The sequence below is a fragment of the Umezawaea tangerina genome, from assembly GCF_003002815.1.
Classification (GTDB): domain Bacteria; phylum Actinomycetota; class Actinomycetes; order Mycobacteriales; family Pseudonocardiaceae; genus Umezawaea; species Umezawaea tangerina.
On record NZ_PVTF01000006.1, the window covers coordinates 443,083 to 454,944 of the forward strand.

At 72.6% G+C, this 11,862-nt stretch carries 17 protein-coding genes and 1 pseudogene; 7 read left to right on the forward strand and 11 right to left on the reverse strand.

From position 1 onward, the window contains the following. Nucleotides 1-4 precede the first annotated feature (4 nt). From CLV43_RS22250 to CLV43_RS22265, 4 genes are read left to right on the forward strand one after another with little or no spacing between them, the layout of a single operon-like run. Complete coding sequence (locus CLV43_RS22250) at nt 5-340, forward strand: hypothetical protein (RefSeq protein WP_106189161.1); 336 nt, start codon at nt 5-7, stop codon at nt 338-340. A gap of 33 nt (nt 341-373) precedes the next feature. Further along, nucleotides 374-1,465 (forward strand): aminotransferase-like domain-containing protein, encoded by a 1,092-nt coding sequence (locus CLV43_RS22255; RefSeq protein ID WP_106189162.1) that lies wholly within the window; start codon nt 374-376, stop codon nt 1,463-1,465. Next, a complete protein-coding gene (locus tag CLV43_RS22260) occupies nt 1,465-2,034 on the forward strand; it encodes a cyclodeaminase/cyclohydrolase family protein (RefSeq protein WP_106189163.1) in 570 nt (189 codons plus the stop codon). The genes CLV43_RS22255 and CLV43_RS22260 overlap by 1 nt, the downstream gene beginning before the upstream one ends. After that, a complete protein-coding gene (locus CLV43_RS22265) occupies nt 2,031-2,915 on the forward strand; it encodes a bifunctional 5,10-methylenetetrahydrofolate dehydrogenase/5,10-methenyltetrahydrofolate cyclohydrolase (protein ID WP_106189164.1) in 885 nt (294 codons plus the stop codon). Before CLV43_RS22260 ends, CLV43_RS22265 begins: the two co-directional genes overlap by 4 nt. A gap of 60 nt (nt 2,916-2,975) precedes the next feature. Here the strand turns inward: CLV43_RS22265 and CLV43_RS22270 are convergent, their stop codons facing one another. Both CLV43_RS22270 and CLV43_RS22275 read right to left on the reverse strand, forming a co-directional pair. Further along, nucleotides 2,976-3,809, reverse strand: coding sequence for an aldo/keto reductase (locus CLV43_RS22270; protein WP_106189165.1), 834 nt, complete (start codon nt 3,807-3,809; stop codon nt 2,976-2,978). 20 nt (nt 3,810-3,829) lie between these two features. Further along, nucleotides 3,830-4,624 carry an SDR family NAD(P)-dependent oxidoreductase gene (locus CLV43_RS22275; RefSeq protein WP_106189166.1) on the reverse strand — a complete coding sequence of 265 codons (795 nt, stop codon included), beginning with the start codon at nt 4,622-4,624 and terminating at the stop codon, nt 3,830-3,832. Between the two features lie 123 nt (nt 4,625-4,747). Between CLV43_RS22275 and CLV43_RS22280 the strand changes: the two genes are divergently transcribed. After that, nucleotides 4,748-5,206 (forward strand): MarR family winged helix-turn-helix transcriptional regulator, encoded by a 459-nt coding sequence (locus CLV43_RS22280; RefSeq protein ID WP_106189167.1) that lies wholly within the window; start codon nt 4,748-4,750, stop codon nt 5,204-5,206. A gap of 45 nt (nt 5,207-5,251) precedes the next feature. Then, nucleotides 5,252-5,716 carry a winged helix-turn-helix domain-containing protein gene (locus CLV43_RS22285; RefSeq protein WP_245886803.1) on the forward strand — a complete coding sequence of 155 codons (465 nt, stop codon included), beginning with the start codon at nt 5,252-5,254 and terminating at the stop codon, nt 5,714-5,716. Between the two features lie 72 nt (nt 5,717-5,788). Here the strand turns inward: CLV43_RS22285 and CLV43_RS22290 are convergent, their stop codons facing one another. Continuing rightward, nucleotides 5,789-6,235 (reverse strand): MerR family transcriptional regulator, encoded by a 447-nt coding sequence (locus tag CLV43_RS22290; protein ID WP_106189168.1) that lies wholly within the window; start codon nt 6,233-6,235, stop codon nt 5,789-5,791. A gap of 77 nt (nt 6,236-6,312) precedes the next feature. On the opposite strand from CLV43_RS22290, the gene CLV43_RS22295 reads away from it, so the two are divergent. Then, entirely contained in the window at nt 6,313-7,140 is an 828-nt protein-coding gene (locus CLV43_RS22295; RefSeq protein WP_106189169.1) for an SDR family oxidoreductase, read from the forward strand. 3 nt (nt 7,141-7,143) lie between these two features. Here CLV43_RS22295 and CLV43_RS22300 read toward each other — a convergent pair whose 3' ends face one another. The 8 genes and pseudogenes from CLV43_RS22300 to xylB form a co-directional block, all read right to left on the reverse strand. Then, nucleotides 7,144-7,497: an STAS domain-containing protein gene (locus tag CLV43_RS22300; RefSeq protein WP_170155964.1), complete on the reverse strand. Its 354-nt coding sequence runs from the start codon at nt 7,495-7,497 to the stop codon at nt 7,144-7,146. Nucleotides 7,498-7,616: 119 nt separating this feature from the next. Next, the gene (locus CLV43_RS22305; RefSeq protein ID WP_106189171.1) at nt 7,617-8,132 is read right to left on the reverse strand and encodes a DUF6328 family protein; all 516 of its coding nucleotides are present in this window, start codon (nt 8,130-8,132) and stop codon (nt 7,617-7,619) included. A 55-nt stretch (nt 8,133-8,187) separates the two neighbouring features. Further along, entirely contained in the window at nt 8,188-8,760 is a 573-nt protein-coding gene (locus tag CLV43_RS22310; RefSeq protein ID WP_106189172.1) for a hypothetical protein, read from the reverse strand. Nucleotides 8,761-8,769: 9 nt separating this feature from the next. Then, a pseudogene (locus CLV43_RS49380) lies at nt 8,770-8,915 on the reverse strand (metallophosphoesterase); the annotation flags it as partial. After that, nucleotides 8,870-9,007, reverse strand: a complete 138-nt coding sequence (locus tag CLV43_RS47895) for a hypothetical protein (protein ID WP_170155965.1) — start codon at nt 9,005-9,007, stop codon at nt 8,870-8,872. The pseudogene CLV43_RS49380 and the gene CLV43_RS47895, both read right to left, overlap by 46 nt. A gap of 145 nt (nt 9,008-9,152) precedes the next feature. Then, entirely contained in the window at nt 9,153-10,169 is a 1,017-nt protein-coding gene (locus CLV43_RS22320) for an NAD-dependent epimerase/dehydratase family protein (RefSeq protein WP_106189173.1), read from the reverse strand. 18 nt (nt 10,170-10,187) lie between these two features. Beyond that, entirely contained in the window at nt 10,188-10,358 is a 171-nt protein-coding gene (locus CLV43_RS47900) for a hypothetical protein (RefSeq protein WP_170155966.1), read from the reverse strand. Nucleotides 10,359-10,466: 108 nt separating this feature from the next. Beyond that, nucleotides 10,467-11,861, reverse strand: a complete 1,395-nt coding sequence (gene xylB / locus CLV43_RS22325) for a xylulokinase (protein WP_211304473.1) — start codon at nt 11,859-11,861, stop codon at nt 10,467-10,469. Nucleotide 11,862 lies beyond the last annotated feature (1 nt).

Sequence of the window (11,862 nt, forward strand, 5' to 3'; positions counted from 1 at the left end):
CGCCGTGGAGGACGAGAGCCCCGAGCTGGTGCTGCGCTCCGCGGTCGAGGCCGCGGTGCGCCAGGTGCTGGGTGCCGGCTCGGCACCCGACCCGTGCGTGGTGATCAACCAGGTCATGATCGACTTCGCCGTCCGGGTCGCCGCCGTGCAGCACCAGCTCGCCGCGGTGGCGGAGCGCGACCCCCTGGGCGGGGTGGCGCTGGCCCGCAGGCACCTCGGCGCGGCGTTCGGCCACTTCAGCGACGGGCGGGCCGCCGAGGGCCGGGCCGAGCTGATCACGGCGCGTGCGCTGCTGAACGGGTCCGGCGACGCCGACCGCAGCCACGAGTGGAGCCTCTGAAGCCGGAATCGGGGCGGAGGTAGGCTTTCCGCCATGGCTTCCCAGGCAGCGATCGGCTTCACGCGCGGCGCCCCCTCCTTGGACATCATCGACACCGAAGGGCTGGTCGAGGCGACCAGGCTCGCCTTCGCCGAGGACCCCGCGGGCACGACGGCCTACGGCACAGCGGTCGGCTACGCGCCGCTGCGCAAGTGGATCGCCGAGCAGCACGGCGTCCCGGTCGAGCAGGTGCTGGTCACCAACGGCTCGATGCAGGCCGACGCGTTCCTGTTCGAGCAGCTCGTCTCCCCCGGTGACGCGGTCATCGTCGAGGCGCCGACCTACGACCGCACGCTGCTGAACCTGCGCCAGCGCGGTGCCGAGGTGCACCCGATCGCGCTGCACGAGGACGGCATCGACGTCGACGCGGTGCAGGCGCTGCTGGAGAGCGGTGTCCGCCCGAAGCTCGCGCACATCATCCCGAACTTCCAGAACCCCGCCGGCTACACGCTGAGCGCGCCGAAGCGGGCCCGCCTGCTCGCGCTCGCCTCGCAGTACGGCTTCACGCTGTTCGAGGACGACCCGTACTTCTCGATCCGCTTCGAGGGCGAGCAGCTGCCCACGATGCTGTCGCAGGACACCTCCGGCAGCGTCGTGTACGCGTCGTCGTTCTCCAAGACGGTGTGCCCCGGCATCCGGGTCGGCTACCTCGTCGGGCCCGCGGAGGTCATCGCGGGCATCGCCAAGATCGCGACCACGACCTACATCTCCCCCAACATGGTGTCGCAGTCGATCGTGAACCAGTTCTGCCGCTCCGGGCGGCTGGACAAGTCCATCGACACCGTCCGCGCCGCGCTGCGGCAGCGCAAGGACGCCCTGGTAGCGGCGTTGGAGCGCGAGCTGCCGAAGGCGGAGTACACCGCGCCGCAGGGCGGCTACTTCATGTGGGTCCGGCTGCCCGGCGTGTCGATCGACGCGCTCGCGGACGCCGCGGCCGAGCACGGGGTGGCGTTCGTGAAGGGCGCGGACTTCCTGCTGGAGGGCGGCGACGACTCGGTGCGGCTGGCCTACTCCGGTCTGTCGGCCGAGGAGATCGACGAGGGCGTCACCCGCCTCGCGGCGGCCGTCCGCTCGCTCGACGCGTGATGCGGGACCAGCTCGTAGGGGAGTTCCTGGAGCGGCTGTCGGCACGGGTGTCCGCACCCGGTGGCGGTGCGACGGCCGCGCTGCACGCCGCCCAGTCCGCGGCGCTGCTGGGCATGGTCGCGCGGTACAGCGACGGGCCCAAGCACGCCGGGGACGCGGACGCGATCTCGGCGGTGCTGTCCGAAGTGGACGCTCTCCGGGTCGACGCCCTGCGGCTGGCCGAGGACGACGCCGCGGCGTTCACCGCCGTGACCGACGCCTACAAGCTGCCGAAGGGCCCCGAGCGGTCCGCGGCGATCGCGGAAGCGCTTGCGGGAGCCGCCGTCCCGCCGCTGCGCACCATCGCCGTCGCCGAACGGCTGGTCGCGCTGGCCGAGGTGCTGCTGCCCCTCGGCAACCGCAACGTGATCACCGACGTGGCCGCGGCGGCCGACGCGGCCCGCGCCGCGGCGACCACCGCCAGGGTCAACGCGGAGATCAACGGGGCCGCTGTGGAGTCCGATGTGGACGCGTTGGCCGCACGGGCCGACCGGGTCACCTCAAGAGTGCGCGAGGAGATCGCCAAGTGAGCACGTTGTCCGGCAAGGAGTTCGCCACCACGATCCGCGAGGACGTGACCGAGAGGGCGGCGAAGCTGGCCGTCGACGGCACGTCCGCGCGGCTGGCCGTGGTCACGGCGACCGCCGACGAGGCCGCCGCCTGGTACGTGCGGTCGATCGCGAAGGCCGCGGAGAAGGTCGGGATCACCTGCGACGTGGTGGACCTCGGTGCGGCCGCGACCGGGGCGGAGCTGGCCGAGGCGCTGACCGCGCTGAGCGCGGACGACGCCGTGCACGGGGTCATCCTGCAGACACCGCTGCCCGACGGCTTGTCGGTGGCCGACCTGGCCTCCAACATCGTGGCGCGCAAGGACGTCGACGGCTCGAACCCGGCCTCGCTCGGACGGCTGGCCGCCGGGCTGACCGCGTTCGCGCCCGCCACCGCCGCCGCCGTGGTGGCCCTGCTGGAGCACCACGAGGTGGAGCTGGCGGGCAAGCACGTCGTCGTCGTGGGGCGGTCGACCGTGGTCGGCAAGCCGGTGGCGCACCTGCTGCTGGACCGGGACGCGACGGTCACGGTGTGCCACTCGAAGACCGCCGACCTCGCCGCGGTCACCACGACCGGTGACGTCGTGGTGGCGGCCGTCGGCGTGCCGGGGCTGATCAAGGCCGAGCACGTCCGCGAGGGCGCGACCGTGGTCGACGTCGGCACGAACGCCACCGCCGACGGCGGTCTGGTCGGCGACGTCGACGCCGCCGTGGCGGAGAAGGCCGCGCTGACGCCGGTTCCCGGTGGGGTCGGCCCGGTCACCACCGCGTTGTTGTTGCGCAACACCGTGGAGGCCGCCGAGGCGGCGACGCAGCGGGTGGCGGTCCCCGGTCGGCGCAGACAGCCCAGCTGGCGCCGCTGACACCCCACCGCACGCACGACCCGACCGGTCGGTCCACTTCGGACCGACCGGTCTCGTGCGTCAGGCCTGGTTGAAGGTGTCCGGGTCGGGGCCGAGGCGCTTGCCCGTGTCGAGGCCGGACAGCGCGGCCACGTCCTCGTCGTCCAGGGCGAAGTCGAAGACGTCGGCGTTCTCCGCGATCCGGGCCGGGGTCACCGACTTCGGGATGACGACGGTGCCCAGCTGGAGGTGCCAGCGCAGCACGACCTGAGCGGGCGTGCGGTCGTGCTTGGCCGCGACGGCGGCGACGGTCCGGTCGGACAGCAGCTCGCCGCCCTGCCCCAGCGGGGACCACGCCTCGGTGGTGATGCCGTGCCGGGTGTGGAACTCGCGCAGCGCCGCCTGGTTGAAGAACGGGTGCAGCTCGACCTGGTTGACCGACGGCACGACACCGGTCGCGTCGACGAGCTGCTCCAGGTGCTCCGGCTGGAAGTTGGAGACGCCGACCGAGCGCACCCGGCCGTCGGAGAGCAGCTTTGCGAACGCCTTCCAGGTCTCCACCTGCAGGCCGCGCGCGGGCGTCGGCCAGTGGACCAGGTACAGGTCGAGGCGGTCGAGCCCGAGCTTGGCCAGGCTGGTGTCGAACGCGCGCAGGGTCTTGTCGTAGCCCTGGTCGGCGTTCCACAGCTTGGTGGTGACGAACAGGTCGTCGCGCGGCACGTCCGACTCGGCGATGGCGTGGCCGACGGCCTCCTCGTTGCGGTACGCCGCGGCGGTGTCGATGCTCCTGTAGCCCGCCGCGAGGGCGTGCGACACGGCGGCCTTCGTCTCGTCGTCGGGCACCTGGAAGACGCCGAAGCCGAGCTGCGGCATGGTGACGCCGTCGTTGAGGGTGACGTTCGGGATCGCGGTCATGAGGTGCGTCCTTCCACCGGTCAGGGGATCAGGGTGTTGGCGATGCCGCCGTCGGCGCGCAGCGCGGCACCGGTCGTGGCCGAGGACAGGTCGGAGGCGACGTAGGCGATGAAGTTGCCGATCTCCTCCGGCCGGATGAGGCGCTTGAGCAGCGAGGTGGGGCGCTCGGTCTCCATGAAGCGGCGCTCGGCCTCCTCGAACGGGACGTCGCGGCCGACGCGGTCGGCGATGAACTCGCGCACGCCCTCGGTCAGCGTCGAGCCGGGCAGCACGGTGTTGACCGTGACGCCGGTGCCCGCGACCTCCTGGGCCATGCCGCGCGAGACCGCGATCTGGGCGGTCTTCGTCATGCCGTAGTGCACCATCTCGGTGGGGATCTGGATCGCGGACTCGCTGCTCACGAAGATCACCCGACCCCAGCCGCGGCCGACCATCCGGGGCGCGTAGTGCCTGGCGAGGCGGATGCCGGACAGCACGTTGACCTCGAAGTAGCGCACCCACTCCTCGTCGGGGACCTCGAAGACGGGGACGGCGCCGAAGATGCCGAGGTTGTTCACCAGCACGTCGACGTCGGGCAGCTGCCCGACCAGGTCGGCCGCGCCCTCGGCGGTGGCCACGTCGGCGGCGATGCCGGTGACCTTCGTGGACCCGGTCTCCTCGCGCAGCCCGTCCACGGCGTCCGCGACGCGCCGCTCGTCGCGCCCGTTGACGACCACCGCCGCGTCCGCGAGCGCGAGGGCCCTGGCCGCCGCGTAGCCGATCCCGGAGCTGGACCCGGTGACCAGCGCGGTGCGGCCGGTGAGGTCGATCTTCACGGTGCTCCTTCTTGTAGGCGGTAAGCTGTAACCAGCGTAAGCAATACTTGCAGACGCCGACTGTTGCACACGCTTGATAGTGCACGCGTGGTCGACGACCCGCAAACCGGGAAGGGGTGAACCGTGTCACTGGCCGAGGACGCCACCGAGGCGCGCGCCCAGGGCTGGCGGACGCTCGCCGCACTGCACGCGCGCATCGAGGACAAGCTCGAACGCGCCCTGCAACGCGCGCACGACCTCTCCGTCAGTGAGTACACCGTTCTGGACGTGCTCGCCCGCCAGGACGACTTCCACCTGCGGATGTCGCAGGTCTCCCAGGCGGTGGTGCTGAGCCAGTCCGCCACCACGCGGCTCGTGACGCGGCTGGAGGACCGCGGGCTGCTCGGGCGGTACCTGTGCGCCACGGACCGGCGGGGCATCTACACCGAGCTGACCCCTGCAGGTGTCGCGCTGCTCGACGCGGCGCGGCCGACGCACGACGCGGCGCTGGGCGAGGCGCTGGCGGAGGCCGAACGGCTGCCCGAGCTCGCACCCCTGGTGACCGCGCTCGCCGGACTGCCCGCGTCAAGCACTTCCAGGTAGTGGACGGCGTTGACGCGCCGTGGCGGAGTTGGTCGGATCAGCCTTGTGAGAAACCTGGAACAGCTCGACGCGGCGGACGTCACCTTCGTCATCCGGGTGACCGCACCACAGGCTTCCAGGGTCGCGAACCGGGTGGCGGACGCGCTCAAGGCCGCGCTGGGGCAGGCGGCCGTGGACGTCGAGGTCCCGGTGCGGCGCGGCGGGCCCGCGCTGCGGGTGTTCCCCGAGTCCCGCCGGGTGCTGCACCGCGGGGAGGCGGTGGAGCTGACGCGGCTGGAGTTCGACCTGCTGCTGCACCTGTGCAGCCAGCCCCGGCGGGTGCACCGCAGGGCGGCGTTGATGCACCAGGTGTGGGGCGCCACGACCGTGGTGGACACGCGGACGGTGGACGTGCACGTGCGGCGGATCCGGCGGAAGCTGGGCGACGCGGCCGGGGTGATCGGGACGGTGCGCGGCGTGGGCTACCGGGTGGACCAGGAGCACCAGGTGAGGGTGGAGCGGGAGGACTGACCCCTTGCCGCACACCGTGCGCGGGGCACCACCGACGAGGTAGCGGGGCGGGAGGCGGCCTCCGGGCGGTGTCTACTCGGCGGCGTCGGGAAGTGGATCGCACTCCGGACCGTTGGTCCACAGCTGGTCGGCGGTTCCCTCGTCGAGGCGGCGGGCGTAGAGCTCGACCTTGCGGTGGATGACGGTCAACGCCTCCTGGAGGTCGTCGACCTGCTGCTGCACGTTCGCCTCGTGGCGGCGGAGGATGTCGAAGCGCTCGACCTCGTTGCCGGGGCCCGCCAGGACCAGGCCCGCGTAGCGCCGGATCTCGGGCAGGGGCATGCCCGAGGAGCGCAGCTTCGTGCACACCTTGAGCCACTCCACCTCCTCGGTCGTGAACACGCGCCTGCCCGCGGCGTTGCGCCGCACGGGGGCGACGAACAGGCCTTCCTGCTCGTAGAAGCGCAGGGTGTGGGTGGTGAGGCCGGTCAGCGCGCTGACCTGGCCGATGCTCAGGGTGGTCTCCGCGGCCGTGGACATGGCTCCCACTCTACGAGCTTGACTTCGAGTCGACTCGAACTCATAGCGTCGAGGGCGACATCGAGGAAAGGAACACCATGCCCTCCACCTGGTTCATCACCGGTACCTCCACCGGCTTCGGGCGCCTGCTCGTCGAGGAGCTGCTGGGGCGCGGCGACCGGGTCGCCGCGACGCTGCGCAAGCCGGAGGCGCTGGACGACCTGCAGGCGGAGCACGGCGACCGGCTGTGGGTCGGCCGGTTGGACGTGACGGACACCGAGCAGGTCCGGAAGGTCGTGGACGACGCGTTCCAGGAGCTCGGCACGATCGACGTGGTCGTCAACAACGCCGGTCACGGGGTGTTCGCGTCGGTCGAGGAAGCCACCGACGAGCAGATCCGGCAGGTCGTGGACACCAACCTGATGGGGTCGATCCACGTGATCCGCGCGGCGCTGCCGCACCTGCGCGCCCAGGGGCGCGGGCGGATCCTCCAGGTCTCGACGGCGGGCGGGCAGGCGACCTACCCGAACTTCGGGTACTACCACGCGTCGAAGTGGGGGATCGAGGGGTTCTGCGAGACGGTGGCACGGGAGATCGCGCCGTTCGGCATCGGGCTGACCATCGTGGAGCCCGGTGCCACGCCGACCGGGTTCGGCGGCTCGCTGGCGACCGCGCCGATCATGCCGGAGTACGAGAACACGCCCGCGGGTGACGTGCGGCGCGCGCTCGCGGACGGCAGCTTCACGTTGCCGAACGACCCGAGGAAGATCGCGAAGGCCATGATCGAGCTGGTCGACACCGGCGCGGTGCCGCTCCGCCTCCCCCTCGGGTCCGACACCTACCGCGACGTGCGGGCGGCGCTGGTGGCCCGGCTCGCCGAGCACGACGAGCACCGCGAGGTCGCGCTGTCCGTCGAGCGGGACTAGTCCCTAGGCGGAGTGGGCCAGCGCGCTGGAGAGGGAGTCGAACTCGGTGAACTCGTCGCGCACGCCCAGCAGGTCCAGCAGGCGGGAGACCTCGGGCGAGCGGATGAGGCGGAGGTCGATGCGGAAGGCGTGGGCGCGGCGGGCGGTCTCCAGCAGGCAGTCGACGCCGACCGAGCCGAAGAACGTGACCGAGGACAGGTCCAGGACCAGTGGTCCCGAGCCGGAGGCCACGCTGTCCAGGCTCCAGCGGAGCTTGCGGACGGTGGCGATGTCGATCTCCCCCGAGACGGAGACGACGGTCGCACCCGCCAACCGCCAGCGCTGGACGACGAGCGAACCTTGGATGTCCGTGGGCACCGGATGCTCCTCAGGGTTGCTGATCCGGTCCCCGACCTGGATCGGATCTCCTCCCCCAACGTAGCCGAGATCCGGTGCACCACAAGCCTTTCACCTGATCGAGGCAACGTCCCGCTGGGCTACTCGTGGGAGGGTTCACCCGTCGGCACACCGTCCGGGTGGCCCTCGGAGTCGATGGTGTCGCGGTGCCGCTGCATCAGCGGCAGCAGGAACCACAGCGTCGTGAACCCCACTCCGGCGACGACGCCGAACAGGATCGCCACCCAGCCGCCGACGATGACCTCACCGAGCAGCAGCACCGTTCCGGTCATCGCCGCGGCGAGGGTGCCGAGGCCGACGACGGTGAACCGGTGGGCGATGGTGATGATGTCCTCGCGCCTGCCGCGGCGGAACAGCATGCGGTGCCACGCGGCGGGCGCGGTCAGCAGCGCCACCGAGCAGGCCGCGAACAGGATCGTGACCAGGTGCGTGACCCGCACGTACCGGTCGATGTCCTGGTAGCGGTCGGTGAAGACGATCGACAGCAGGAAACCGAACAGGATCTGCACGCCCGCCTGCGCGACCCGCAGCTCCTGGAGCAGCTCGTTCAGGTTGCGCTTCAGGCGTTCCTGCTCGGATTCCTCGGCCTCGCTCATGGCTCAGTTGTACCCCGCGCCAAAACGGACAAACGAGTGCGAACGGCCTAGGCGGTCATGCCCTGCGGACGCGGTCGAGGATGCTGGTCACCGACTCGCGCAGCGCGGTGGCCGCGTCGCCCAGCAACGACGGCGGGGACGGCTTGCGGGGAGCGTGAGCGTCGTCGGCGTCGAGCTCCAGCAGCGCCCGGACGACCGCGACCACGACGTCGGGGTGGCCGAGCGGCAGGGACTCGCGCACGACCACGCGGACGTCCGCCTGCTGGCCGGTGGTGCGGTCCGGCCCCTCCTCGGGGTCGACCAGCAGCACCGACCGCACCAGGCCCCGGTACCGGTCGGCCAGGTACAGCGCGCTGGCCGCCGCGGGGCCGCCGGTCAGCAGGTGCACGGGCACGCCGCGGCCCTCGAACTCGGCCAGCAGGTCGGACACCTCGCGCCACGGGCCGTCGGCCGCGGGCAGCCTGCACCAGAGCACCTGGAGGTGCTCCACGAGCGGCTGCCACGTGGCGGGGAGGTCGCCGTGCCTGCCCACCCCGGCGGGGTCGAGCACGACGACGGCGGGCGCGTCCCTGGGACCCGCCCACAGCGCGGAAGGGCCTGCCGATCGGGTCTCGTCGACATCGCTCATGATCGGGTGTTACCCGGTTGCGGCCGCTTTAACCATCGGTTCGACCGCGTACACCCTGTAGGCGTCACGGATGGCTGCGCCACGTTGCGGACCCGCACCCCGCCGGGTCTCACGCCGTGCCCGATGCCGAAGTGCGCGTGCCCGTGGACGGCCAGTCCGCGTGGTTGCCGACGTTCTCCAGCGCCGGGCCCCGCGCGTCCTTGCCGAGGTGCACGTCGCCGACGGCGGCGATAAGGCCCGCCCGCACGGCGAGTCCTCAGTGGACTTCCGCACTTCCGGCCAGTCGAGCTGCTCCCGCAGCGCCCGCGCGAACGGCAGCAGCTCGCTGGAGTCGCAGCGGTGGCCGTCCGGCACGAGCAGCTCGCAGAGCATCACCTCGGTCGCGACGGTTCCTACTCCGGTGCCAGTGGTGGACTCTGCGGCAGCCCGTCCTGCTCCCCCATGCCCGCCAGCAGCTCCCGCACCACCTCGCGCGCGTTGCGGGTGGGCTTCCAGCCCAGCTCCGTGCGCGCCCGGTCGGTCGACAGGATCGGCGCACCCAGCGCCAGGTCGACCCAGCCGGGTGACGTCGGCTGCGCGTGCAGCCTCCAGGTGGCGGTCGCGAGTCCGCGGAAGGCGGACGCCGGGACGGGGACGTGCCGCGCCCCGACCAGTTCCGCGAGGTCGCGCGGACCGATCACCGGTTCGGCGGCGATGTTCACCGCTCCCGGCAGCCGGGTCTCCAGCACCCGCACGACGGCTTCCGCCACGTCGTCGGCGTGCACGAACTGAAGCACCAGCCCCGACGGCAGCGGCAGCACCGGGATGCGGCCGGACACCGCCATCCGCAGCAGTCCGGGACGGATCAGCGGGCCGAGGAAGAACCGCTTGATCTCCGAGGCCGCGTCGGCCTGCATGATCAGCCCCGGTCGCAGCCGGGACGTCGTGAGGTAGGGGTTGTCGCGCCGGACCTCGTCGAGCAGTCGCTCCACAGTGGACTTGTGCCTGCTGTAGGACGACGACGGGATGCCGCCGACCGGCCACCGCTCGTCGACCCGCCGGGTCTTGTCCGCCCGCGTGTACGCGCCGACCGACGACATGTGCACCAGATGCGGGACGCGGGCGCCGACGGCGGCGGCGAAGACGCGCTTGCTGCCCATGACGTTGGTGCGGTGCAACGCCCGCTCGTCCTGGCTGGGCTGGATGAGCCAGGCCAGGTGGACGACCGCGTCGGCGCCGAGCATCAGGTCGGCCAGCGGCTCCTCGGCGCCCGGCATGCCGATGTCGACGGCGGCCCAGTCGGCCCGTGAGTACGGCGGTCCCGAGGCGGGGACCCGGCGGGCGACCGCCGTGACCTCCACCTCGGGGGGAAGTGCGCGCAGCAGCGCCGTTCCGACGTTGCCGCTGGCCCCCGTCACGACGACCCTCATGCGCGCACCTCGCCCGGCTCAGTCCACACTGCGCACGACCACCGGGTCCAGGCCCTCGTCCGGGTCGCCGACCCAGCAGACCCACTCGTCGGGGTCCCGCGCGATCGGGATCATCGGCGCCCACATCCCGTGGCCGCCGAACCGCGCCTCGCCGGTGGTCGTCGGATCCGTTCTCCGCACAATCTCCACTTGTCCCATCTCCGTCCTCTCCGCGCACGACGACGCCCTCCTGCCGACGGGAGGTCGGCGGGAGGGCGTCACCGCGTCATCGGGGTCATGCGGACGGGGTACCCACGTTCAGCTGCGCGACACCGTCAGATCCCGCGCGGCGGCGTAGGCGGCCCTGACGGCCGGGGTGGAATCGGCCTCGTAGCTGGTGGTGCTCAGCGCCTCACCCCAGTGCGGAGGGGCTTCCGCGCCGCTCACCGCCCACGCGGCCTGGCGGGCCGCGCCGTCGGCGACGTACTCGCCGGGAGCGGGAACCAGGACGGGGCAGCCGAACACGGCGGGCGCGATCTCCCGCACCGCGGGCGACTGGGCGCCGCCACCGATGAGGAGCACCCGGCTGATGGGCGTGCCCACGGCGGCCAGCGCGTCGATCGCGTCGGCCAGGCTGCACAGCATGCCCTCCACAGCGGCCCGCGCGAAGTGCGCGGGGGTCGCGGTGTCCAGGCGCAGCCCGTGCAGCGCGCCGGTCGAGTCCGGCTTGTTCGGCGTGCGCTCGCCTTCCAGGTACGGCACCAGGACGAGCCCACCGGTGTCCGGGATGGACAGTGCAAGCCTGGACAGCTCCGCCAGGTCCACGCCGAGCACCCTGGCCGTCGCGTCGAGCACCCTGGAGGCGTTCAACGTGCAGACCAGCGGCAGGAACGTGCCCTCGGCGTCGGCGAACCCGCTCACCAGACCCGAGACGTCCGCCGACGGGTGCGGCGATCGAGCGAACGCCGTGCCGGACGTGCCGATGGAGACGATCACGTCGCCGGGCCCGACCTGGACGCCCAGCGCGGCACCGGCGTTGTCGCCCGCGCCCGCGCCGAGGACCGCTCCGCCCGCCGTCGTGCCCGCGTGGTCGGCGGGTCCGACCACGCGGGGCAGCACCGGTCGCTTGCCCAGCGCGAGGTCGAGCAGGTCGAGCCGGTACTCGCCGGTGGACGGCGACCAGTAGCCCGTGCCGCTGACGTCGCTGCGGTCGGTGACCAGGGCCTCCAGCCCCGGCGCGCCCGCGAGCTTCCAGGTCAGCCAGTCGTGCGGCAGGCACACCGCGGCGACGCGCGCGGCGTTGTCCGGCTCGTGCTCGGCGAGCCACCGCAGCTTCGTCACGGTGAGCGCGGCGACCGGCACGCTGCCGACCGCCCGCGCCCACTCCTGCGGACCGCCCAGCTCCCCGGTCAGCGCCGTCGCGGCGGCGGCCGACCGGGTGTCGTTCCACAGCAGCGCCGGGCGCACCACCTCGCCGTCGGCGTCGAGGCACACCATGCCGTGCTGCTGGGCCGCCACGGACACCCCGGCGACGTCGTCGAGGCCACCCGCGGCCTCGACGGCCTCGCCGAGCGCGGTCCACCACGCCGCCGGGTCGACCTCGGTGCCCGTCGGGTGGGACGCCCTGCCCTCGCGGACGAGGGCGCCCGTCTCCGCGTCGCGGACAACTACCTTGCAGGACTGCGTGGAGGAGTCGATCCCGGCGACGAGCATT

Excerpts from the sequence above, each read along its gene's own strand:
- xylB (WP_211304473.1), bottom strand. The coding sequence starts at position 11,861 with ATGCTCGTCGCCGGGATCGACTCCTCCACGCAGTCCTGCAAGGTAGTT.
- CLV43_RS22295 (WP_106189169.1), top strand. The coding sequence starts at position 6,313 with ATGCCCTCCACCTGGTTCATCACCGGTACCTCCACCGGCTTCGGGCGC.
- CLV43_RS22270 (WP_106189165.1), bottom strand. The coding sequence starts at position 3,809 with ATGACCGCGATCCCGAACGTCACCCTCAACGACGGCGTCACCATGCCG.
- CLV43_RS22260 (WP_106189163.1), top strand. The coding sequence starts at position 1,465 with ATGCGGGACCAGCTCGTAGGGGAGTTCCTGGAGCGGCTGTCGGCACGG.
- CLV43_RS22310 (WP_106189172.1), bottom strand. The coding sequence starts at position 8,760 with ATGAGCGATGTCGACGAGACCCGATCGGCAGGCCCTTCCGCGCTGTGG.
- CLV43_RS22290 (WP_106189168.1), bottom strand. The coding sequence starts at position 6,235 with ATGTCCACGGCCGCGGAGACCACCCTGAGCATCGGCCAGGTCAGCGCG.
- CLV43_RS22320 (WP_106189173.1), bottom strand. The coding sequence starts at position 10,169 with ATGAGGGTCGTCGTGACGGGGGCCAGCGGCAACGTCGGAACGGCGCTG.
- CLV43_RS22255 (WP_106189162.1), top strand. The coding sequence starts at position 374 with ATGGCTTCCCAGGCAGCGATCGGCTTCACGCGCGGCGCCCCCTCCTTG.
- CLV43_RS22305 (WP_106189171.1), bottom strand. The coding sequence starts at position 8,132 with ATGAGCGAGGCCGAGGAATCCGAGCAGGAACGCCTGAAGCGCAACCTG.